Origin of the sequence: Clostridium drakei, assembly GCF_000633595.2 — a bacterium.
In the GTDB taxonomy this organism is placed as follows: Bacteria; Bacillota; Clostridia; order Clostridiales; family Clostridiaceae; genus Clostridium_AM; species Clostridium_AM drakei.
Genome location: NZ_JIBU02000012.1, coordinates 291,516 through 316,268 on the forward strand (window position 1 = coordinate 291,516; position 24,753 = coordinate 316,268).

The following is a 24,753-nucleotide window of genomic DNA, read 5'->3' on the forward strand; positions in this document are numbered from 1 at the left end:
CCTCCAAAAGCTTAACTACATTAGTATCATATGCAGCAAATCAAAAAAATGTTACTAAAATTATATAATTTTATTTAAATTAATTATTTTAACCAGCTAAATTATTGCTCCATTTTCCACATCTATCACCAAAACAACCTAAAATAGCTTCATCAGATTGAATTTTTACTATTTCACATTTATTGGAACATCCTTTGCATTCAAAGCTTCTAGAATTAAACTTCATATTTGATAAATTAAAACCTTTAAATTTAGTTTTAAAATTTGTTTTTGATAATGATTCTTTAGACAAAATTGCAGCGCCAATAGCGCCCATAACTTTAAAATTTGGGGGTATTGTAACTTTTAAATCTAACAAATTTTCAAAAGCTGATTTCATTCCTATATTTGCAGCTACTCCTCCTTGAAAAAATATTTCAGAACATATTTCTTTTCCTTTTCCAACATTATTAAGATAATTTCTAACTAATGCCTCACAAAGGCCTCTTATAATGTCTGATTCGCTATAACCAAGTTGTTGTTTATGTATCATATCTGATTCTGCGAAAACAGCACATCTTCCAGCTATACGTACAGGATTTTTTGATTTTAAAGAATAATTTCCAAACTCTTCGATTGGAATATCTAATCTTTCTGCCTGCCTATCAAGAAAGGACCCTGTACCTGCAGCACATACTGTATTCATAGCAAAATCAGTTACAATACCATTATCTAAAGTTATAATTTTTGAATCCTGACCTCCAATTTCTATGATGGTTTTTACATTATTATTTACATGTAGCGCAGCTACAGCATGAGCAGTTATTTCATTTTTTATTACATCTGCTCCAATTAGAAAAGAGCATATGTGTCTTCCGCTTCCAGTAGCACCTACAGCTTTAATTTGTTCATTGTGATATTTTTTTTGCAGAATTTTAAAGCCTTCTTGAATAGCATTTATAGGCTTACCTTTAGTTCTTAAATATAAAGATTCAACTACATTGATATTTTCGTCTACTATAACAATATCAGTGCTTACAGAACCTACATCAACTCCCATATAATACATTTCTTTGTCTCCTTTCTAATAAATCTAAAAATGCTTCTATTCTAGTTAAATAACCTGCATCACCAGTCATTTCATCTACCACTAAGGTCATAATAGGGAAGTTTTTATTCTTAGAAATATTAGGTAGTATTGATTTAGAAACAATTTCTGGCATACAGCCCATAGGCATAATTTGAATAGCTCCATCACAACCATTTTTTTCAGCTAGTAAAGCTTCACCAATACATTCTTTTGCATACCCTCCAATAGGTATGGGAAGATAATTTTTTGAAATCTTTTTTATATCTAATGAATTAGCTTTAAAAATACCTAATATAGTATTTTTGATCCACCAACTTGGAGAAAGCTTTCTAATGCTTGATACGCCATAATCCATAAGCTTATCTTCAATATATAGATTTGAAAATGGTTCTATTATAGTGTAAATTTCTCCAATTATGGCTACTTTAATAGGTTTTTTACTTTTGTCTAAAGGAATATGCTCTATAATTGTTTTATACTTTTTAAAATGTTTTATCATGTTATTAGGAGTATTACAATAAAATGCTTCATCTTTACACTGATTTAAAACTTTTTTGAAAATTCCTTTATTAACTTCATAACCTGCAGCCAATTTACAATATGATTCAATGCCATCTATTATATTTATAATTTTATAAGCTTTGTAAAGTACATTTAATTTTTCTTTAAATTTTATAGAACTTTGAGATGATACTTTATTAAATCTATTTACAAATTCCATAAAACCTATAGAACTTGGTTTATCAAAAATTATAAAATTTAAATTATAGCCTAATTTTTTAAGTATATTCATTTGAAGTTCGGAATACTCTCCAAATCTACAAGGACCACAACTTCCTACAGATAGTATAGTATCAGCACCGTTTTCAATACCTTGAATGTAGTTTCCTAACATTATTTTAAATGGAAGACATATTTCTTCAGGAGAGTATTTTGAACCTATTTCTAATGCTTTTCTATTGCTAGAAGGTGGAATTGCATAATCTATTTGAAGTCCATCAAATATTGCTTTAAGTGCAAAGCATGCATTACCTAGGTGAGGAAATGTAACCTTCATTGTTAATGTACCTCCTTTCAAGCATATCTGCAAAGGCTTCTAAACGTGTATAAAAGCCTGCTTCACCAGTTTGCTCATCTATTTTTAATATTAAAAATGGAAAATGTGATAATTGATTTTTTATTAATTCAATTGTTACAGAATCTATTCCACAAGCAAAAGATGAAATGTATATTATTCCATTTACTTTTTTATTTATTGTTACATACTTTGAAAATCCATAAGAATTTCTTGTGAAAGTCCAAAAAGGCTTTTTAAACAAACTTGTAATTTGGCTATTTATTTTATCTTTTTGTATAAAATCTTCTGTTATTACACCTATGCCAAGATTATTCAATTTTTTTACTAAATTCATGTTTGCAAATTTATCGTAAATATTATAAGGATGCCCTACTAAAGCTACATTTAATTTGAATCCGTTATCTTTTATACCATTTTTGTATTTTATCTGAGCTTCAATAGCTCTTTTATAAGCTTTTTGTATTTTAAAATAATTTTTAGTTATGTATGTGCCCATTTTAAAAATACAAATTTTAAAATGATTATGTGAAAAAGCGTAAATAGGGTAAGTTATGCATTTGGGCATATTAGGTACATCATTTAATATCATTTCTGGGAGTCCACAAAATTTAGGACAAATATATTCTTTTTTATTAAGACACATTATACGTGGTATGAGCATAATATCACATTTGTTTTTTAAATAAGCTACATGTCCGTGAAAAATTTTAATGGGTAAGCAAGCTTCATCTACGGAATATTTTACTCCCATATTTAAAATATCTTTATTAGTTTCAGGAGAAGTTACAATATCTGCACCTAACTCTGAGAAAAAAGTATTTATAAATGGGTGATACTTACAATATAATAAGCCTTTTGGTATACCAATTTTCAAATTAAACACTCCTTGCTTTATGCTGATAGTCAAATTAGTGAATATACATTTTTAATACAAATAGATCCATGTAAAGTGTAAAACTAAAATACATACTATATTATATTTTTTTCTAATTCATGAAATATTATTCAATATTTATGGGAAAAATGTGATAAAATAGAAAGTAAATTAAGAACAATTTACTTTATTAAGTAAATTAATAAAAAAGGGGGAAAATGTACATGAAAAAAATAATTAATAATCCCAATAATGTTGTAGAAGATATGCTACATGGAATGGTGGCAGCTCATCCTGAATATATAAAAAAATTAGATAATGCTAATGTAATAGTTAGAAAAAATTCACCTATAAAAGGAAAAGTCGCTGTAGTAAGTGGTGGCGGAAGTGGACATGAACCATCACATGCTGGATATGTAGGTACTGGTATGTTAGATGCAGCTGTAGCAGGAGCAGTATTTACTTCACCTACACCAGATCAAGTGTACGAGGCGGTTAAAGCAGTAGATGGTGGAGCCGGAGTTTTACTTGTAATAAAAAACTATAGTGGTGACGTAATGAATTTTGATATGGCAAAAGACTTGGCTGATATGGATGGTATAAAAGTAGAATCTGTAGTTGTAAATGATGATGTAGCAGTGGAAAACAGCACTTATACAGCAGGAAGAAGAGGTATTGCTGGAACTGTATTTATTCATAAAATTGCAGGAGCTAAAGCAGAGCAAGGTGCCTCTTTAGAAGAAGTAAAAAGAATAGCAGAAAAAGTAATAAACAATGTACGAAGCATGGGAATGGCGTTAAGTTCTTGTATTGTACCTGCAGCAGGGAAACCAAATTTTACTTTGGGAGAAGATGAAATTGAAATAGGTATGGGGATTCATGGTGAACCAGGTACTCATAGAGAAAATATAAAAACTGCAGATGAAATAACTGAACATTTAGTTAACAAAATATTAGATGATATTAGTATTGAAAAAGGCGAAGAAGTAGCTGTTATGGTAAATGGTTTATGTTCTACACCTTTAATGGAATTATATATAGTAAATAAAAAGGTTAATGAAATGCTTCAGAGTAAGGGAATAAAGACTCATAAAACTTTTGTAGGAGAATTTATGACATCTCTTGAAATGGCAGGTTACTCAGTAACCATATTAAAATTAGATGATGAATTAAAAGCTTTATTGGATGAGCCAGCAAATACACCAGCTTTTAAGAATATAAAATAGTATATTGAAGAAACTAAAATTAATAGCATATACAGGAAACAATAAGGAGATTAAAAACAATGAGTATTAATACAGCAGAAGTAATAAAAATATTAAATAAGATAACTGATGTTATGTCTCAAAATAAAGCTTTCCTTTCAGAATTGGATGCAGCAATAGGGGACGGAGATCATGGAATAAATATGGAAAAAGGCTTTTTGGCAGTTAGTGACAAAATTAAAGATGATACTGAGGCTGTTATAGGAGATGTGTTAAAGAAAGCAGGGATGGCATTGGTTTCTAATGTAGGAGGAGCTTCAGGCCCACTTTATGGTACAGCCTTTATTAAAGCTGCTGCAGAACTTAAGGATTCAAAGACTATGGATTTAAAGGATTTCTTAAATGTAATGAATGCTGCATTAGGTGGAATAAAAATGAGAGGAAAAGCTGAATTAGAGGATAAAACTATGGTAGATGCCATTGTTCCTGCCATTGAATCCTTAAATAAGTCAGTATCTTCAAATGAGGATACTGTTATAGCATTAGAAAAAGCTAAGGATTCAGCTTTAAAGGGAGTTCTCCATACTAAAGACATTATAGCTAGAAAAGGACGTGCCAGCTATTTAGGTGAAAGGAGTATAGGACATCAAGATCCAGGTGCCACATCAAGCTATTTAATGCTAAATACTATATATGAATGTATAAAAGAAATTTCTGAAAAATGATCCTTGATAGAATATAGTGGTATTACTTTTGATAGTGAAGTTATATAGATTTTAAGTAGTAAGAGAAACTCTTTTGAGGTTATGTATTGTTAAGAATAATTTTACCCATAATTATTTAATATAGGATAAGGATATATAAGTAAGGGAGATTAAAAAATGGTTGGTATTGTAATAGTATCTCATAGTGAAAAAATTGCTGAAGGAGTAAAATCGCTTGCGTTGCAAATGGCTGAAGAAGTACCTATGGCTGCGGCAGGCGGAACTTCAGATGGAAGAATAGGCACTGATATGGAAAAGATAAGTAATGCTATAAATGAAGTTTATTCTGAAGATGGGGTGTTAATTCTATTTGATCTTGGAAGTGCCTTTATGAATGCAGAAATGGCTGTGGATTTTCTTCCAGATGACATAAAGGAAAAAGTTGAAATTGTGGATGCTGCTTTAGTTGAAGGTGCTGTAACTGCAGCTGTAGAAAGTAGTATAAACAAAAGCAGAGAAGACATAAAAAAGTCATTAAAAAGTATATCTATTAATAAAATGCCATAAAATGTTTTTTATTGATCATAAATATTTGTAAAAATAAATAACGGATAATATCAAGTCTTAAAGTATAATTTTTTATGAAAGAAAAATTAGAAAAAGATAGGTATTATCCTTTTTAAAGTTAACAAGCAAGGAGGAAAAATCATTATGAATTATACAATTAAAGATGTTTTAGATAAATTAATTGAAATAGAAATAAATATGTCATCAATATATGATCACATTTCAAATTTACAATTTGATAAAGAGTATATAAATTTTAAAATTTTAGCAAAAGTAATGTGTAATGAGGAAAAAAGGCATGCTGATTATTTTAAACAAATTAGAAATGATATATTAGTGGATGAAAATATAGAAATAGATTTTTTAACTTATGATAAAATATCTGCACTTATATATGAGTTCGTAAATAAAATGCATGAATTTAATAAATATAGTGTTAAAGAGTTTTTAAAGGATATATTTAATTTTGAAAAAGAAAATGTTGCACTGCTCATATATATAAAGGGGAAAATTGCAAAGACTAGTTTATCTATAAACAGTACTAATTACAAAATATTATCTAAGTTAATAGATGAAGAGAATAGACATGTAAAAAATATAGGTGAATATTTGTAAATTAGAGTTATTTATATAGAAATAAATACACATAAACGTGAGATTGCTATATAAAATATTTAATTATAGTATAAATAATAAATATTATGTAAGTTAAAACTAAAGTAAACTAACAAACTATCCCTATTGCTTTATTTCATATTATACTTTTCTCACCAATATATAGATTAAAAGTGCCTTTTAAAATATCAACTAATGATGAACTATTCGCCACGATTACTCTTTCTATGATATTTATAATTTCAGAAATTAAAATTATAAAAAATCATAATTGTATAAAAAGAAATTTAATCATTTAAGTCATACTACCCAAAATATTTAAGCTAAATATAATAGTATAATGAATTTCTAGTATTGAAATAGATGTAAATTGGATATATAATATTGAAGGGAACAATTGTTTGGAAAAGTGGTATCCTAATAATCCTTATTAGGATTATTTTTTAATATTGTATAAATAATAATTATTATGTAAACAAAAACAAAAGTTAACAAAATAATATTAATTTATTATATCATTAGATGTGAGGTAATTTAGCATATGGATTCTAAAATAATTTTTCATATAGATGTAAATTCTGCTTTTCTTTCATGGAGTGCAGTATATAAATTGAGTCAAGGAGAAAAAATAGATTTAAGAGAAATACCTTCTATAATAGGAGGGGATGAGAGTAAAAGACATGGTGTTGTATTAGCAAAATCTATTTCTGCTAAAAAATATGGAATAAAAACAGGAGAACCTATTGCAAAAGCTAAAAAGAAGTGTGCAAATATTTTAGTAATACCTCCTTTATTTTCTGTTTATTCTAGATACAGCAAAGCTATGTTTAGTCTTTTAAATGAGTATACACCTGTTGTTGAAAAATTTTCTATAGATGAATGTTTTTTGGATTTAGCAGGTGAAAAAGATTATATGCAACTTGCGCATATTATTAAAAATAGAATAAAAGGAGAATTAGGATTTACAGTGAATATAGGTATATCTTGTAATAAGCTTTTAGCAAAAATGGCATCAGATTTTGAAAAACCTGATAAAATTCATACACTTTTTCCTCATGAGATAAAAAATAAAATGTGGCCACTTCCTGTAGAAAATTTATTTATGGTAGGAAGAGCAACATTGCCTAAACTTAACGAGATGAATATTTTTACTATAGGTGATTTAGCTAATTATGATTTAAAGTTTTTAAAATATAAATTTAAAAGTTATGGAGAACTTTTATGGAACTATGCAAACGGTATAGATAAATCAAAATTAGGATCTAGAAGCAAAGAAGCTGCAAAAAGTATAAGTAATTCTACCACATTAACTTATGATATAACGAATAGGGAAGCTGCACATAAAATAATACTTTCTTTATGTGAAAATACGGCTATGAAGCTGAGAAATAATAAATTTTTGTGTAATGTTATAGCTGTTTCTATAAAAAACAGTAGTTTTGAAGTATATTCAAAGCGAAAAAAGATGAATATAGCTACAGACTGTACAAAGGAAATAATAAAATGCAGTTATGAACTTTTTGATAAGTTATGGAAGGGGGAACCTATAAGACTAATTGGAGTGACTTTAGGAGATTTATGCAAAGAAGGCATAAAACAAATAAGTTTGTTTGACAATAAAAAGTATGAAAAAAAATTAGAAAAAAACAGGTCTTTAGATAAGGCTATAGATAATATAAAAAATAAATATGGAGATGCTTCTATAGCTAGATCATCATTTCTAAAAAAGACTAAAATTTGAGATTTTATCATTAATGTGATAAAATACATGATATCAAAATAATATTTTTGAAATAAAATGAGCTAATGAATGCTTATGGTATTTTGCAAGCGACTATATTGCAAAATAATATAAAGGAGTGAAGTTTAATGCCATATATAAATTCAACTTTGACTGTAAAATTATCTGAAGAAAAGAAAGAAGTTATAAAATCAAAAATGGGTGAAATAATTAGTGAAATACCAGGAAAAAGTGAAGAATGGTTAATGGTAGGATTTAATGATAACTATTCTCTTTTTTTTAAAGGAAACAAAATGGATAAAGCAGCTTTCGTAGAAGTTAAAATCTTTGGAACTGCTGAGAGAAAATATAAGGAAGCTATTACATCTAAAATATGTGAATTGTTTGAAAATGAACTTTCAATTTCTAAGGATAGTGTTTATATAACCTTTTCCGAAGTAAAAGATTGGGGATGGAATGGAAATATGTTTTAGAATAAGTGGAATCAAAAAAATCTATACTAAATTGAAAAGATAATTTCTGTATTAGACAGTAATTGTCTTTTTTTAATTTCACTGATATTTATCAGTTTTGTTATTGACTAAATTTTATAATATATGGTAATATTTGAAATGCAAGTAAGTGTGGATCGTTATAAATATTTTAAAATTATTGAATTTGTAGCATACTAAAAACAATAATTGAGAGGTGAAGTTTAATTATTATGAACAGGTTTAATATGAATGAACAAGAAAAAATGGTACTAGAATCTCATAAAAGATGTGAAGCTTTAGGAATTAAAAGAACTAGGACATTTAGTAGAAAAATAATTACGGCTCAAGAATTGCAAATAAAACTACAAGAAAATAATGATCTAATTATAACAGCAATTCCATTCATCAATGAAATGTATAACTTTGCAAAAGATACTGGCTCTTTCTATATTCTAACAGATAAAGATGGGTGCATATTAAATACATCAGGTGATGAAAATATGCTTAAGGAAGCATTTAAATCAAAAATTATTCCAGGTAGTTATATGAATGAAGAAAATATAGGAACTAATGCTATAAGTTTAGCAATTACTACTAACATGCCTGTTCAAATATTCGGAGAACAAAATTTTATAAAATCTCATCATAAGTGGGCATGCTCTGCAGCACCAATAAAAAATAATAAAGGAGAAATAATAGGAGTATTAGATTTAACAGAGTATAATGAATATGTTTATCCTCATACACTTGGAATTGTGGCCGCATTAGCTAGAGTTATTGAAAAAATAATTCAATTTAAAAATTATAATAATATAGAAAAGAAACAAAAATTTGTTAAAGGACTGTGTAACCATGAAGCAATATATACTTTTGATAAAATTATAGGGCGAAACGAAAAAATTATAAATATTATTGAATATGCTAAAAGAATATCTGATAGTAAATCTAGTATACTTATTACAGGTGAAAGTGGTACGGGAAAAGAAATTTTTGCTCAGTCAATACACAATTATAGTAAAAGAAAAAATATGCCTTTTATTGCAGTAAACTGTGGATCTATTCCGCATAATTTGATCGAATCGGAATTATTTGGATATGATACTGGAGCATTTACTGGAGCTAAAAAAAAGGGGAATGCAGGAAAGTTTGAAATGGCAGAAGAAGGTACTATATTTCTTGATGAAATTGGTGAAATGCCATTGGATATGCAAGTAAGTCTTTTGAGAGTTATAGAAGAAGGGGTAATCAATAGAATTGGAGGATCTAAACAAATTCCTTTAAATGTTAGAATTATTTCGGCTACTAATAAGGATCTCAGTTTAGAAATAAGAAAAGGAAGATTTAGGAAGGATTTATTTTATAGACTTAATGTAGTACCTATTCACCTTCCTGCACTAAGAGATCGAAAGGATGATATACCTCTTTTAATAGATTACTATATGAATAAAATAAGTAGTAAACTTAATAAAAAGAAAGTAAAAATTAACGAAATTTGTATGGAAAACTTACTAAGGTGGAATTGGCCTGGTAATATAAGAGAATTAGAAAACATGGTTGAATTTATTGTAAATACAGAAATGATACCTGAAGAAATTCTTTCTTCAAAATCATATTCAACAGATATAGAAGAAATAAATATTCAACATGATATGTGGTATACTGATATGGAACTTGAACTTGTAGAAAAGGCACATATAATTAGGATACTCAATAAATTTAATGGAAATATAACGGTAGCAGCTAAAGCTATGAAAATCGGAAGAAATACTTTATACAGAAAAATTCAAAGATATAATATAAGGTATTCTGAAATGTCTAAAATCACAAAAGTAAGATAATTACATAAAGTAAAAGTCTATTATAGGTATTATGGTAGAATAAAAAAATTCTGCCATGATACCTTTTGTTTATATATTTTTAAAAATTGCTTTATTATCTAACAGTGTTTTATTATCTAACAGTAAATCTGCGCCATAATGGTACTAATTTTACATTCTAAAAAGTTAAATAAAAAATATATAAATACATATAAAAAATTCTATAGTATTATTTTACTTGGTATTTTATGAAAATTTTACTTTAATTGTATCTAAAATAACAATTAACTATATCTTTGGAATGTATTTTGCTTATATATATGAACAAGGTAAAATTATTATAAAGTAGGTATTTAAATAAATTTTTTAGGGGGAATGAAGAATGTCAAGATTTACATTACCAAGAGACATTTATTTCGGCGAAAATTCTTTAGAAGTACTAAAAACGTTAAAAGGTAAAAAAGCTATAGTTGTTGTTGGTGGGGGATCAATGAAAAAATTTGGTTTTCTTCAAAAGGTTGAAACATATTTAAAAGAAGCTAATATCGAAGTTAAATTGATAGAAGGTGTTGAACCAGATCCATCGGTTGAAACCGTTATGAATGGAGCAAAAATTATGAGGGAATTCCAGCCAGATTGGATAGTGGCTATAGGTGGAGGATCACCAATAGATGCAGCTAAGGCTATGTGGATATTTTATGAGTATCCCGATTTTACTTTTGAAAAGGCTGTTATTCCTTTTGGAATACCAGATTTAAGACAAAAAGCTAAATTTATAGCAATAGCATCTACAAGTGGAACGGCTACAGAAGTAACTGCTTTTTCTGTAATAACTGATTATAAAGCTAAAATAAAATATCCTCTAGCTGACTTTAATTTGACACCAGATATAGCTATAGTAGATCCAGCTCTTGCACAAACAATGCCGCCAAAATTAACAGCTCATACAGGTATGGATGCCTTAACTCATGCTATAGAAGCTTATGTTGCAAGTGAAAGATCATATATTTCAGATCCACTTGCTATACAAGCAATAACTATGATACAAGAGTTTCTAGTAAAATCTTTCGAAGGAAACAAAAAAGCTAGGGACGAAATGCATATAGCTCAGTGTTTGGCTGGAATGGCATTTTCAAATGCATTGCTTGGAATAGCACACAGTATGGCTCATAAAACAGGTGCAGTATTTCATATACCACATGGATGTGCAAATGCTATATTCCTCCCTTATGTAATTGATTTTAATAAAAAAATATGCGGAGATAGATATGCAAATATATCTATAGCTTTAGGGTTTACTGGAAAAACGCAAGATGATTTAATAGATAATTTGACTGGCTTTGTAAAATCTCTAAATAAAAAAATGAATATACCTCAAACATTGAAAGCATATGGAATAAAAGAAGAAGATTTTAATACAAATCTAGACCTTATAGCACATAATGCTATGGGAGATGCATGCACTGGATCGAATCCAAGAGCTATAACTGAATTAGAAATGAAGAAATTATTCCGATGTACCTTTACTGGAGAAAAGGTAGATTTCTAAGGAGAGATGTATAAAATTAAAATTCATTATAAACACTTGCCTTATCAGATATATTTTGTAAATATATATTAAATATGATTTTTTATATTTAAGTGCAAATTTGTAAATGCGTTTATGACCAACTGTACTAAAAATACGAAATTTAAAAAGCTTCAAACCTTACAATTTTATGTTTGGAGCTTTTTTATTTTTTGATTTTTTAAATAAATTGATATTTATTGATGATAAATGTATTAACTTCTGTTCCCTGCCGCGAAAGGTAGAAAAAATAATAAAAAATTGAATCCACACAATTATCACCAGTTTGTGGAAATATATCAAATTAATAACTAGTCACATTATTATGAATGTTGCGAAATTACAAATGAATAAAAAATGTTAACTTGCCCCTACTATAGCAATTGATAATATTATCAATTGAAATACAGTTGTATAAAAATAACAGATTTTTTTACAAAAATGTACAAAAGGTTAATTTACATTTGTATTTTGATATAAATGTCACTTTATATATAATATTAGAATTCTTATATATTGAGTTTATAATTTTTAAATACAATATTATAAGTAAATGCTTTTTAAACAAGTAGCACGTTATACCAAAATAATACTTACTTATATATAAATAAAACCACTATTTCATTACATATAAAATTATATGCGCTAAATATACATTTATTAAACTTCGCTTATTGAATTATGCGAAGTTATATAGTATAATAGAATCAACGCTTACAATACATTTAGGAGGTTTTTATGGCTAGAGGCAGAACTATAACATTTAAATATAAGCATTTTCAATATGATGATCATGTTAAAAAACTATTATCAACAGATTTAAATTCTAAGGATGAAATGGAACTAAAAAAAATATATAATAATTATGAATCTTTACAAATTCATAGAGGCTACGAATACATAATAAAGGACTTATATATATTGATGATTAAAAGAAACATAAGTACTACAGATATAGCTAATATATATGCTGTTGGTCCCCGAACAATACAAATATGGTTAAAAGAATTAGGTCTAAATAGAACTCAAAAGGAAGCTCAAAAAATAGCTGTAACTAAAAGAGATTATGAGTCTATGAAAAAAGGTAATGTTATGCCTACTCAATTACCTGGTCGTTCTCGGGAAAACAATATAAGGTATGAATTAAACATGCTTCTTGAACAAGAACTTAAAAAATATGAAGTTATAATTGGTGTAACTGCTCTTGGAATTTCGGATTTTGAAACAGATATACCTATAATCATATTAAAGTCGCTAACAATGAGTAAATTTTTAATTGAAATTGAAAAACATTCTCATCGTAAGAATAATAAAACGAAAGGGTATACTATTTTAACACTAAGCAATGAAAAAGACGCTTTAAAAAAAGCAGTTGCACAAATATTAAAAGAAGTGAAAGGAATTTAGTATTATGAAATATAATATAGCATCAATAAGGAACAATACTTTACCTCAAAGTTTAATAGATTTTCTAAACTATTTAGAAACGATAAAAGGCAAATCTCAAAACACAATAAAAGGCTATAAAATTGATTTGACCATGTTTTTTAGATTTTTAAAAATTTACAAAGGCTTAATCAATGATGAAACTCTTGATTTTGAAGAAATTCCTATAGGTGATATAGATAATTCTCTTTTAAGAAAAATAACCTTAGCAGATCTTTATGCGTTTTTATCATTTCTAGAAAAATACAGAAAAAATAGTGCTTATGCTAGAGCTAGAAAAGTCGCTACATTAAAATCTTTTTTTAAATTCTTAAGCAGCAGAGCCAAAGTTATAGATGAAAATCCTGCTGTAGATTTAGAATCTCCTAAAATAAGCAAAAGGAATCCTACTTATCTTACTTTGAATGAAAGCAAATCTCTTTTAAAAGCCATATCTGGCAGAAACAAAGAAAGGGATTATTGCATAATAACTTTATTTTTAAACTGTGGTCTTAGACTTTCTGAGCTATGTAGTATTAATATTTCTAATATAAAAGGAGATATATTAACCGTTATAGGCAAAGGAAATAAAGAGAGGACTGTTTATTTGAACAAAGCATGTGTTAAAGCTTTAAATAATTATTTGAAGATCCGTAATGAAAATATAGATAAGATAATTGATAAGGATTTTCTTTTTATAAGTAAAAACCATACAAAAATGAGTAAAAGAGCTGTAGAAGTTATGCTAAAAAAGCATTTAATAAATGCAGAACTAGATTCAGAAAAGTATACTCCTCATAAATTAAGACACACAGCAGCAACACTTATGTATAAGTATGGAAATGTGGATATAAGGAGTTTACAAAAAATATTAGGTCATGAAAATATATCTACTACTCAAATTTATACTCATGTAGATGATGAAAAATTGAGAGATGCTGTTAAACTCAACCCTTTAAGTCAAGAAGATGATACATAAAAACAAAAGGCTTTGTTCCCTCTTTGGGACAAGCCTTTTGTTTTTATTCCCTCTTATCACCTTTAAATCTTATAAGCCCTGGGAATTCTTCGTAGGTTAAATCTTTAAAAGCACCTTCATCTTCAATGATTTCTCTCAAACCTTCTACATCGTCTATATATTCTATGTTATCATCTAGATTTTCAAATTTATCATCTTTTAAATTATCAATATCAATTTCTTCAGAAAGACTTATGTGTTCTGGTTGTTCTCCAGGTTGAATGTCTAATTCATTTTCTTGCTGAAGTTCTTCTACATCAACTTTATCTTCTAATATTTCGTCGATTTTTATTGCATTAATATCATATCCTTGTAATTCCAGACATTTGCCGCAATTAGTACATTTTTTGTTGGGATTTAAATCACATCTGTCACATTCCCCGCAATTAGTACAATCTTTATTAGAGTTAAATATACACTTTTTATTCATCAATTAATTCCTTCCCTTTTTAACATAACATATTATATTTGTTGCTTACTAATTTAAAGCCTAAATACTATTATACACAATATAAATTAAATTCCAAGTAATTTTTCTTTAGAAGTTCCCTAATTCAATAATTTAATGTTCTTTATAAATTTTGTAAAATAAGTATCATAATAAAAAATGTAGAACATAAGTTTGATAAATGTAGCATAATATGATATAATTCAGATAAATGAAGGTGTTTTGAGAAAGTTAATTCCTTTGAAATGTGTGAAGTTAGAGGGGTGTTTTTATGCCAGGACGCAAAAGCAATAAACAGATGGAAATTTATGAATTTATAAAAGAACAAATTAAAGAAAAAGGCTATCCACCTTCTGTAAGAGAAATATGTGCAGCTGTTGGATTAAGCTCTACATCTACAGTTCATGGTCACTTGGAAAGATTAGAAAAAAAAGGTCTTATAAAAAGAGATGCTACAAAACCTAGAACTATAGAAGTAATAGAAAATTCTTTGAACAGAAAAGAAATGATAAACGTTCCCATAATAGGGACTATTACTGCAGGCATGCCTATTTTAGCAGTAGAAAATATAGAAGACACCTTTCCTTTGCCTGTAGATTATGTAAAAAGCAATAAGGAACTTTTTATGTTAAAGGTTAGTGGAGAAAGCATGATTGATGCAGGAATACTAAATGGTGATTTTTGTATAATTGAAAAGACTAATTCTGCTGAAAATGGCGATATAATTGCCGCATTAATAGATAATGAAGCTACCCTTAAGAGATTTTTCAAAGAAAAAGATCATATAAGACTTCAACCTGAAAATAAAACTATGAATCCAATAATTGTACCTGATTGTCAGGTTTTAGGCAAACTAGTTGGACTTTATAGGAATTATTAAAATTATATTTTCACACATAAAATAGAAATAGTACCCATATCAAATTATATATGAGGTACTATTTTTATTTTATAATTTAAATTATTTTAGAAAGAGCAATCAATATGCCTATTTTAGCATGATCAAAAGTAAGACCACCCTGAAGGTAAGCTATATAAGGTTCTCTTATAGGCGCATCTGCGGATAATTCAATAGAAGAACCTTGAACAAAAGCACCAGCTGCCATTATTACTTGATCTTCATAACCTGGCATATCCCATGGTTCACATTGTACAAAAGAGTCTATAGGGGATCCTTGTTGAATGCCTTTGCAGAAGTTTATTAAATTTTCCTTATCATTAAACTTTATAGCTTGTATTATATCGCTTCTCTTATCTTTATAAGATGGTAGTACTTCAAATCCAGAAAGTTCCATTATTCTTGCACAGAAAAGAGCACCTTTTAACGCTTCTATAGCTACATGTGGTGCAAGAAACAATCCTTGATATAAAAGTCTCATAACTCCAAAAGTTGAACCGCATTCTCCGCCTATTCCTGGTATTGTTAATCTGTAAGAAGCTTGTGTAACATATTCTTCTTTTCCAGCTATGTACCCTCCTGTTGGTGCTATTCCCCCACCTATATTTTTTATAAGAGAACCTGCAATTAAATCAGCACCCACATCTGTAGGTTCTTGTATATCTATAAATTCTCCATAACAGTTATCAACAAAACATATTACCTCAGGTTTGATGCTTTTTACAAAATCTATTATTTCTTTAATTTCTGATACTAATAAAGCTTTTCTCCATCCGTAACCAGTAGATCTTTGTATATGTATTAATCTTATGCTAGCATCATTTTCTAATTCATTTTTAATCTTATCATAGTTGAATTTTCCATCACAAGTTAAATCAACCTGTTTGTAATTTACTCCAAAGTCTTTTAAAGAACCCATATTCTCTTTTTCGTTTATTCCAATAATATTATGTAATGTATCATAAGGTGTACCGCATATACACATCATAGTGTCATTTGGCCTTAAGTTTCCAAATAGAGCAGCTCCCAACGCATGAGTGCCATTTACAAAATGAGGTCTTACTAACGCACTTTCACAGTTGAATATTCTGGCATAAACCTTATCCAAAGAATCTCTTCCTATATCTCCATACCCGTATCCTGAGGAATTAGTAAAATGAGAATCACTTATCCTCTCCTGCTGTAGTGCATTTAAAACCTTTAATTGATTATATTCTCTTATTTCATCATATTTTGAAAATTCATCTTTTATATCATTTATGGTTTGTTCATAAAGTTTAATGACTTTATCACTTATACCATAATAATCCTTTAACTTTTGTTTTGTTGTTTCAATCATTTTATCAAGCTCCTTTTAAATTTATCTACAAAGCAACTATAATCAATAATAATTTCCAAAAAGTCAAAAATTAGCAATTGAATTTCTTGGCAGCTACATCTATGAATAATCAATATGATTCTTAGTTGCTGGTTATTTATAACACAATGTTTATAATAGCACATTAAAAAAAAATAGGCAATGATATGCCTATTTTCTTACTTTTCTGTTTGGTTTTCTTCAAAAGGAATATTGTTAAATAAAATGGTTTTAGCTGGTGTAATAGTAGATATTGCATGTTTGTATATCATCATTTGTTTACCATCGCAATCTAAAACCACGGTAAAACTATCAAAGCCTTTTACATTACCTTTAAGTTGAAATCCATTAGTTAAATGTATGGTAACTGCAGTTTTATTTTTTCTGGCACCATTTAAAAATATATCCTGTAAGTTGCTAACTGTTTTACTCATATTATCTACACCCTCCGTCGTAAGTTTTATTTTTATATATTCTATAAATTATTATAAATTCCTTTTAATTATTATAATTTCTTTAATGATGCAAAAATATCTACTATATTATCTACGATTTCATTATCCTCATTAAATTTATCTTTGTCTATCCAAATAACTCTTTTGTCTTTTCTAAACCAAGTAAGTTGTCTTTTAGCATAATTTCTGCTTCCTTTTTTTATAGAATATATAGCTTCATCTAAAGAAATTTTATTATCTAAATAATATAAGATTTCCTTATATCCAATACCTTTCATTGATTGCATTTCATCAGAATATCCCATTTGTTTTAGTTTTTTTACTTCTTCTATTAATCCATTTTGAAGCATAATATCTACTCTCATATTTATTCTTTCATACAGCTTTTCTCTATTCATGGTAAGTACAAAATAATAAACATTGTATGGGATATCATATATATCATTTTCTAAATTAAATTCACTTATGGTTTTTCCTGTGAGTTTATAAACTTCTAGAGCTCTTATAACTCTTTTTAAGTCATTTGGATATAATCTATTAAAAGATTGAATATCTACTTCTTTAAGCATGCTATGCACATATTTTTTTCCCTTTATTTCAGCTAAATTATGAAGATGTTGTCTGTACTCATAATCTGTAGATGCTTCTGTGAAATCATAGTTATAAATTAAAGAGTTAATATATAATCCAGTTCCCCCAACTAGCATAGGTAATTTGTTTTTAGAGGTTATAGACTTTATTTCTTTTTCTGCCATTTTTTTATATTCAGAAACATTAAAATTTACATTAGGTTCTATTATATCTATAAGATGATGAGGTATATTTTGCATTTCTTCCTTTGTAACTTTTGCAGAACCTATATCCATGTATTTATAAATTTGCATGGAATCAGCAGATATTATTTCTCCATTTAATTTTTGAGCAAGTTTTATGGATATATCAGTTTTACCTACAGCTGTGGGACCTGCTAATATAAATAAATTCTTCATAAAATCCCCCCCCTTTTTTTCATGTATGTCATATCTCTAAGTTAATAGATCACTTAACAACTTAAAACTTCATTTAAAAAATGTATTTTCATAATAAATGTTTTAACATAATTATTGTATTCTTTTAAATTTCTTTTCTAACTCATTTAATGTGAATTTTATTATAGTAGGTCTCCCATGGGGACAATTAAATGGATCATCTATAAATCTTAAATCTTCTACTAAAGCATTCATTTCTACATTAGATAAATTATCATTAGCTTTAATTGCAGCCTTACATGCCAACCTAGCTATAGCATTATACTTTATCGTCCAAGTTTCACCAGAACCCATGTTTTTAAGGTTTTCTAATATATCTATAAATAAATTTTTTACATCAGGTTTTCCTAATATTAATGGTACTTCTCTTATACTTATTGTATTATCGCCAAAAATCTCTATATTAAAACCTGCTTTAGAAAAAGTTTCTTTGTTATCTGTATAATATAAGAAATCTTCATGATATAATTCAATAATTATAGGAGTTATTAAAATTTGAGCTATCACATCATTTTCTTTAATACTATTTTTATATTTTTCAAATAGTATTTTTTCATGAGCAGCATGTTGATCTATAAGATAAAGAGTATCTCCATATTGAGCTAATATATATGTATTGTGAAATTGGCCTATTATATTCAATTTAGGAAACTTGGCTTCCTTCTCAAGGCTATTTTCGCTATTTTTACAACTACCATCTATTTCTAATAATTCACTATTTTCTTTGCATAATTGAAAATTTTTACTATTACATTCTTGTATTTGATTTTCAATGTAGCTTCCATTCTCAACATGTTTTGGAACTTCATAATTATGCTGCCATTTTGAATTTAAGTCAATGGGAAGCTGTATCAAATCTTTTTTATTTTCTATTTTTCCTAAACTATCTTCATATTTATTTTTATGAGTTATATCAGGTAAATCATTATTAATTTCTTCAACCGGAATATTAAAGGATTCTTTAATACTATCTCTTAAAGCTGTATGAACAGTGTCAAAGGTAATTTTAAAAATTTCCCTATCATCTCTAAATTTTATCTCAGATTTAGTAGGATGAACATTTACGTCTATGTATTCTGGAAATATGTCTAGGAACAATACAAAAAAAGGATACTTATTTATCATCAAAAAAGATTTAAAGGCATTTTCTACTGCTGCTGTCATTAGTTTGTTTTTTATATATCTTTTGTTTACAAATATACTTTCATTGTTTCTACTTCCTCTGCTTATTTCAGAATTGCCAATATATCCATATATAGACATTATATCTGTATGTCTTTCAAAGTTTAATACATTATCACATATGTTTTTTCCGTATACACATCTTATAGCATCTAATAAATTTCCTGTCCCATAAGTTGTAAGTACTTTTTTTTCGTTATTGATTAGCCTAAAGGAAATATCGCTGTGAGCTAGTGATAGCCTATTTAGTATATCTGTTATATAAGCAGATTCTCTACTAGAAGACTTTAAAAACTTTTTTCTAGCAGGAACATTAAAAAATAAATCATTAACTTCTATGGTAGTTCCTAAATTACAAGCTGCATCTTTAATATAATTTATATTTCCTCCACTTATTGAAATTTCTTTTCCGAAATCAAAATCTTTTGCTCTACTTCTTAAAACAGTATTTGACACAGAGGCAATACTAGCTAAAGCTTCTCCTCTAAATCCCATAGTATTTATGTTATAGATATCATCTATATCTCTTATTTTACTTGTAGCATGAGGCATAAAAACTTTTTCTATATCATCCGCATGGATACCATCTCCGTCATCTAAAACCTTTATACTTTTTTGCCCTCCATCTATGGTTTCTACAGTTATATTTTTAGCTCCTGAATCTATACTATTTTCAACTAATTCTTTTACTACCGAAAAAGGTCTTTCAACTACTTCTCCTGCGGCTATTTTATTAGAGGTTTCTAAATCTAATACATTTACTCTTTTCAAAATATTATTTTCACCACCTATATAACTTATTAAAAATAAGTAACTAAAAATCAAGTTACTTATTTTAATATTTTTATATTTGATAATGTACTTATTTAAGTTCCTTTGCTCTTCTTATTATATCATAAAGTTTATTAAATCCATCCATAGGTGTCATACTTAATACATCAAGAGAACTTATTTCTTTTATTAAGTTTTCCTTTTCTATATCAGTAAAACCCATTTGAAGAGGTACATTTTTATTTTCTTTAAGTGTCAAATTATTACCTTTTAATTTTTTAGATGTCACATCTTCATCAACACTTATATATTCCTTTGGTGTATGTGATATATCTTCTTTATTTATTTGAATATTATTGCTTAAAATTTCATTAACATCTATATCGCTGCTTTTCTCATTTTCAATAGAATTTAATACTTCTTTTGCTCTTTCAATAACCTCATCAGGCAAACCTGCCAATTTTGCTACTTCTATCCCATATGATTGATCTGCTCCACCACGTATGATTTTTCTTAAAAATACAATGTCACTGCCAATTTCTTTTACAGACACTGAGTAGTTTTTTACACCTTTAATTATGCTTTCTAGTTTAGTAAGTTCGTGATAATGGGTAGCAAACAATGTTTTGCATTTAAGTTTTTTATTTTTGCAAATATACTCTATTACAGACCAAGCTATACTTAAACCATCATAGGTACTAGTTCCTCTTCCAACTTCATCTAGTAGTATTAAGCTTTTATTAGTAGCATTCTTTAATATATTTGATACTTCCCACATTTCAACCATAAAAGTACTTTTACCCGCAGCTAAATCATCAGAAGCGCCTATTCTCGTAAATATTTTATCACAAACAGATATTACTGCCTTTTTAGCAGGAACAAAACTTCCTATTTGGGCCATAAGCACGATTAAAGCTACTTGCCTCATATAAGTAGATTTTCCTGCCATATTAGGACCTGTTATGATTAAAAGTTGTTCATCTGAAGTATTTATAATAGTATCATTTGATATAAAACTTCCTGAAGATATCATCTTTTCTACTACAGGATGTCTTCCCTCTTCAATATAAATATCTTCTTTACTGTTAATTTCTGGTTTGCAATAATTATTTTCTAAAGCTATAGTAGCAAGAGAACTTAAACAATCTATTTCAGATATAATTTTTGCGGTTTCCTGCATTCTATCTACTTGCTTTTCTATTTTATCTCTTACATCAATAAAAATGTCATATTCCAAATTAGTAAGCTTTTCTTCTGCTCCAAGTATTTTATCTTCCATTTCTTTAAGACTAGGAGTTATATATCTTTCTGCATTAGCTAAAGTTTGTTTCCTTATGTACCTTCCTTCTGGAATAGAACTTAGATTAGATTTTGTTACCTCAATATAGTATCCGAAAACTTTGTTGTATCCAACCTTTAAAGATTTAATACCTGTAATTTCTCTTTCGCTGTTTTCAAGAGAAGCAATCCAATCCTTACCATGTGCTTTAGCTAATTTTAATTCATCAACTTCTTCATTATATCCTTCTTTTATAAGATTACCTTCCTTTAAAGATATAGAAGGGGTATCTATTATAGCTTTATCTAATATTTCATATATATCCTGCAATTCATCTAATTTAACACTCATATTATGAAGAAGGGTAGTTTCAAAATTTGAAAGTATTTTTTTAATAATTGGTATTCTTTTTATGGAACCTTTAAGAGATATCAATTCTTTAGCGTTAACATTTTTAGAAGATATTTTTCCAACTAATCTTTCTATATCGTAAATTTCTTTTAGAGCTTCCTTTAAATCTTCATGAACTGATAAATTGTTTAATAACTCTTCTACAGAATCAAGCCTTAATTTTATAGAACTACTATTTATTAAAGGTTGTTCTATCCATTTTCTAAGTTGTCTTCCTCCCATGGCTGTGTTTGTTCTATCCATTACCCAAAGAAGAGATCCTTTTTTACTTTTATCACGTAAAGTTTCAGTTAATTCTAAATTTCTTCTAGAATTTATATCTATAGCCATATAATCTACTACATTATAATAATTAAAACAATTAATGTGTGATAATGAAGTTTTTTGCGTTTCAACAATATATTTCAAAAGACCATTTGAACATTTAATTAAAATTTCACTATAATCATCTTCTTTAAAACTGCTAAATTGTTTGTTTAACAATTCTCTTGAGTTTAAAATAAAAAACTCTTCTGAAAGACTGGTAAAAGCTGAAGTAAATCTTTCTTTTATATCCTTTTGTATCTTTTCGTCTAAATTATCTTGTATTAATATTTCCTTTGGTGAATACTTAGAAATTTCATCTAGCAAAGTTGCTAAGTTAAATTCCATATCTGTGCAGTTAAATTCTCCTGTAGATACATCTGCAAAACATAGCGAACACATATTTTTTCCTTTTTCTAAGTATAAAGACATTATATAGTTATTTTTATTTTCTTCTAAAAAAGAAGCATCTGTGTATGTACCTGGAGTAATTATTTTTATGATTCCTCTTTTAACAATTCCTTTAGATTGAGATGGATCTTCAAGTTGTTCACAAATAGCAACTTTATATCCTTTATTTATTAGTCTACTCATATAGGTATTGGCAGCGTGATAAGGTATACCACACATAGGTGCTCTATTTTCCAATCCACAATCTCTACCTGTGAGCACAAGCTCTAGTTCTTTAGAAGCTATTTTTGCATCCTCAAAGAACATTTCATAAAAATCTCCTAATCTAAAAAAAAGTATGCAGTCCTTACATCCTTCTTTTGCGTCTAAATATTGTTGCATCATTGGAGTTAATCCCAAATTAAAAACCTCCTCTAAACCATGTGGCAAGGGAAATAACATCCCCTTGCCACTTTAAATTTCTTCTCCTATTAATGAAAATGAATTTGCCTTAACAATTTTAACTTTGACAAGTTTTCCTATATTATCTTTACTGCCAGGAAAATTAACAAGTTTACCTGTTCTTGTCCTTCCAGTCAATTTAGTGTCATCATTTTTACTCAAGTCTTCAACTAAAATTTCTTCAATTCTACCTTCGTACTTTTTATTATTTTTAGCACTAGAAGCATTGATTATTTCTACTAACCTATTAAATCTCTCATGCTTCACATCTTCACCTATTTGCTCTTCCATTTCATCTGCAGGGGTTCCTTTTCTTCTTGAATATATAAATGTAAATGCAGAATCATATTGTACTTCTCTTGCTAAACTTAAAGTTTCTTCAAAATCTTCTTCTGTTTCTCCTGGAAAACCTACTATAATATCTGTAGTTATAGATACATTAGGTATAGTTTCTCTTATTCTGTGTACTAAATCAAGATACTGCTCTTTTGTGTAATGTCTATTCATCTTTTTTAATATGCTGCTTGACCCTGATTGAACAGGTAAATGTACCTGTTCACACACATTTTTACACTCTGCAATAGCATCTAGTACATCCTGCGTAAAATCCTTAGGGTGAGGAGTCATAAATTTAATTCTTTCTAATCCTTCTATTTTATTTATTCTTATTAAAAGATTTGCAAAACTTAGTTTAGGTTCTAAATCTTTACCATAAGAATTAACATTTTGTCCAAGTAAAGTAATTTCTTTATAACCCTTTGATATTAAATCTTTTATTTCATTTTCGATATCTTCAGGTCTTCTACTTCTTTCTCTACCTCTTACAAAAGGAACTATACAATAAGTACAAAAATTGTTGCATCCATACATTATTGTGACAAAAGCTTTAACATCACTTTTTCTGTCTATTGGAAGGCCTTCAACAATTCCGTCTTCCTTATTTTGAATTTCAATTATAGAATTTTGTTCTTGTTTTACCCTATTCAAATATTCTGGGAATTTATATGCATTATGAGTTCCAAATATAATATCTACAAATGAAAATCTCTTTATTATCTCTTTCGCCATTCCTTCCTGCTGCATCATGCATCCGCATATTGCTATTATCAAATCAGGTTTTTTATCCTTAAGCTTTTTTAGTGCACCAAGATTTCCATACACTTTTAATTCGGCATTTTCTCTTACGCAACAAGTATTAAATATTATTAGATCAGAATCTTGTTTTACCTCAGTTCTTTCATAACCGATTTTTTTTAGCATGCCAGATAATTTTTCAGAATCCTCTTCATTCATCTGACATCCCCAGGTTTCTATAAAAAATAGTTTGTTATTTTCTTTAATTTTTAATTCATTGCTCAATTATTTCACCTCTACATTTATGCTACTTATTTCATTGTTGTATACTTAACCTTTTACATTATACTATATTTTTTTACTAATATCTATTTTATATTATTTATATGGCTAAAAAGTTAGTAAATTTTAAAATTTTAAATACATTAATGTAAAATAAGAAAAACTCTATTTCGATAATAATACATTGACAATAAGATATACTTGTTATTTAATATTTGAATTTTTTGCTTTTTATTTTTTCTTATTTTTAAATATTTGGT

21 protein-coding genes are annotated in these 24,753 nt (G+C 27.8%); 11 read left to right on the forward strand and 10 right to left on the reverse strand.

The genetic code is table 11. The features are described from left to right. Positions 1 to 88: 88 nt before the first annotated feature. From EG57_RS0207010 to EG57_RS0207020, 3 genes are read right to left on the reverse strand one after another with little or no spacing between them, the layout of a single operon-like run. Positions 89 to 1,048, reverse strand: coding sequence for an acyl-CoA dehydratase activase (locus tag EG57_RS0207010; RefSeq protein ID WP_032076525.1), 960 nt, complete (start codon positions 1,046 to 1,048; stop codon positions 89 to 91). Continuing rightward, a complete protein-coding gene (locus EG57_RS0207015) occupies positions 1,029 to 2,126 on the reverse strand; it encodes a 2-hydroxyglutaryl-CoA dehydratase (protein WP_032076526.1) in 1,098 nt (365 codons plus the stop codon). Before EG57_RS0207015 ends, EG57_RS0207010 begins: the two co-directional genes overlap by 20 nt. Further along, entirely contained in the window at positions 2,098 to 3,021 is a 924-nt protein-coding gene (locus tag EG57_RS0207020) for an acyl-CoA dehydratase activase-related protein (RefSeq protein ID WP_032076527.1), read from the reverse strand. Before EG57_RS0207020 ends, EG57_RS0207015 begins: the two co-directional genes overlap by 29 nt. A 224-nt stretch (positions 3,022 to 3,245) precedes the next feature. Between EG57_RS0207020 and dhaK the strand changes: the two genes are divergently transcribed. The 10 genes from dhaK to EG57_RS0207070 all read left to right on the forward strand — a co-directional run bounded on the left by dhaK (position 3,246) and on the right by EG57_RS0207070 (position 14,114). Further along, complete coding sequence (dhaK, locus tag EG57_RS0207025; protein WP_029160017.1) at positions 3,246 to 4,247, forward strand: dihydroxyacetone kinase subunit DhaK; 1,002 nt, start codon at positions 3,246 to 3,248, stop codon at positions 4,245 to 4,247. A 59-nt stretch (positions 4,248 to 4,306) separates the two neighbouring features. After that, positions 4,307 to 4,951 (forward strand): dihydroxyacetone kinase subunit DhaL, encoded by a 645-nt coding sequence (gene dhaL / locus EG57_RS0207030; RefSeq protein ID WP_032076528.1) that lies wholly within the window; start codon positions 4,307 to 4,309, stop codon positions 4,949 to 4,951. 156 nt (positions 4,952 to 5,107) lie between these two features. Next, on the forward strand, positions 5,108 to 5,497 hold the full coding sequence (dhaM, locus tag EG57_RS0207035; RefSeq protein ID WP_032076529.1) for a dihydroxyacetone kinase phosphoryl donor subunit DhaM: 390 nt from the start codon (positions 5,108 to 5,110) through the stop codon (positions 5,495 to 5,497). A gap of 144 nt (positions 5,498 to 5,641) precedes the next feature. Beyond that, entirely contained in the window at positions 5,642 to 6,112 is a 471-nt protein-coding gene (locus tag EG57_RS0207040; RefSeq protein ID WP_032076530.1) for a hypothetical protein, read from the forward strand. A 541-nt stretch (positions 6,113 to 6,653) separates the two neighbouring features. Next, on the forward strand, positions 6,654 to 7,853 hold the full coding sequence (locus tag EG57_RS0207045) for a Y-family DNA polymerase (protein WP_032076531.1): 1,200 nt from the start codon (positions 6,654 to 6,656) through the stop codon (positions 7,851 to 7,853). Positions 7,854 to 7,981: 128 nt separating this feature from the next. After that, positions 7,982 to 8,326, forward strand: a complete 345-nt coding sequence (locus EG57_RS0207050; protein WP_032076532.1) for a phenylpyruvate tautomerase MIF-related protein — start codon at positions 7,982 to 7,984, stop codon at positions 8,324 to 8,326. A 230-nt stretch (positions 8,327 to 8,556) separates the two neighbouring features. After that, entirely contained in the window at positions 8,557 to 10,164 is a 1,608-nt protein-coding gene (locus EG57_RS0207055; protein ID WP_108849478.1) for a sigma-54-dependent Fis family transcriptional regulator, read from the forward strand. 361 nt (positions 10,165 to 10,525) lie between these two features. Continuing rightward, positions 10,526 to 11,692, forward strand: a complete 1,167-nt coding sequence (locus EG57_RS0207060; RefSeq protein WP_032076533.1) for an iron-containing alcohol dehydrogenase — start codon at positions 10,526 to 10,528, stop codon at positions 11,690 to 11,692. Between the two features lie 756 nt (positions 11,693 to 12,448). Further along, positions 12,449 to 13,117: a hypothetical protein gene (locus EG57_RS0207065; RefSeq protein WP_032076534.1), complete on the forward strand. Its 669-nt coding sequence runs from the start codon at positions 12,449 to 12,451 to the stop codon at positions 13,115 to 13,117. Positions 13,118 to 13,121: 4 nt separating this feature from the next. Continuing rightward, complete coding sequence (locus tag EG57_RS0207070) at positions 13,122 to 14,114, forward strand: tyrosine recombinase XerC (RefSeq protein WP_032076535.1); 993 nt, start codon at positions 13,122 to 13,124, stop codon at positions 14,112 to 14,114. A 43-nt stretch (positions 14,115 to 14,157) separates the two neighbouring features. Here EG57_RS0207070 and EG57_RS0207075 read toward each other — a convergent pair whose 3' ends face one another. Further along, the gene (locus EG57_RS0207075; protein WP_032076536.1) at positions 14,158 to 14,583 is read right to left on the reverse strand and encodes a hypothetical protein; all 426 of its coding nucleotides are present in this window, start codon (positions 14,581 to 14,583) and stop codon (positions 14,158 to 14,160) included. Between the two features lie 289 nt (positions 14,584 to 14,872). Between EG57_RS0207075 and lexA the strand changes: the two genes are divergently transcribed. Next, entirely contained in the window at positions 14,873 to 15,481 is a 609-nt protein-coding gene (gene lexA, locus EG57_RS0207080; protein ID WP_032076537.1) for a transcriptional repressor LexA, read from the forward strand. A gap of 76 nt (positions 15,482 to 15,557) precedes the next feature. Here lexA and EG57_RS0207085 read toward each other — a convergent pair whose 3' ends face one another. The 6 genes from EG57_RS0207085 to miaB form a co-directional block, all read right to left on the reverse strand. After that, positions 15,558 to 16,838, reverse strand: coding sequence for a methionine gamma-lyase family protein (locus tag EG57_RS0207085; protein WP_032076538.1), 1,281 nt, complete (start codon positions 16,836 to 16,838; stop codon positions 15,558 to 15,560). A 197-nt stretch (positions 16,839 to 17,035) separates the two neighbouring features. Further along, the gene (gene hfq, locus EG57_RS0207090) at positions 17,036 to 17,290 is read right to left on the reverse strand and encodes an RNA chaperone Hfq (RefSeq protein WP_029160001.1); all 255 of its coding nucleotides are present in this window, start codon (positions 17,288 to 17,290) and stop codon (positions 17,036 to 17,038) included. Between the two features lie 71 nt (positions 17,291 to 17,361). Continuing rightward, positions 17,362 to 18,300, reverse strand: coding sequence for a tRNA (adenosine(37)-N6)-dimethylallyltransferase MiaA (gene miaA, locus EG57_RS0207095; protein ID WP_032076539.1), 939 nt, complete (start codon positions 18,298 to 18,300; stop codon positions 17,362 to 17,364). A gap of 111 nt (positions 18,301 to 18,411) precedes the next feature. Then, a complete protein-coding gene (gene mutL / locus EG57_RS0207100) occupies positions 18,412 to 20,292 on the reverse strand; it encodes a DNA mismatch repair endonuclease MutL (protein WP_032076540.1) in 1,881 nt (626 codons plus the stop codon). A gap of 91 nt (positions 20,293 to 20,383) precedes the next feature. Next, positions 20,384 to 23,095: a DNA mismatch repair protein MutS gene (gene mutS / locus EG57_RS0207105; protein WP_032076541.1), complete on the reverse strand. Its 2,712-nt coding sequence runs from the start codon at positions 23,093 to 23,095 to the stop codon at positions 20,384 to 20,386. A gap of 54 nt (positions 23,096 to 23,149) precedes the next feature. Further along, positions 23,150 to 24,496: a tRNA (N6-isopentenyl adenosine(37)-C2)-methylthiotransferase MiaB gene (gene miaB / locus EG57_RS0207110; RefSeq protein ID WP_032076542.1), complete on the reverse strand. Its 1,347-nt coding sequence runs from the start codon at positions 24,494 to 24,496 to the stop codon at positions 23,150 to 23,152. Between the last annotated feature and the right edge of the window lie 257 nt (positions 24,497 to 24,753).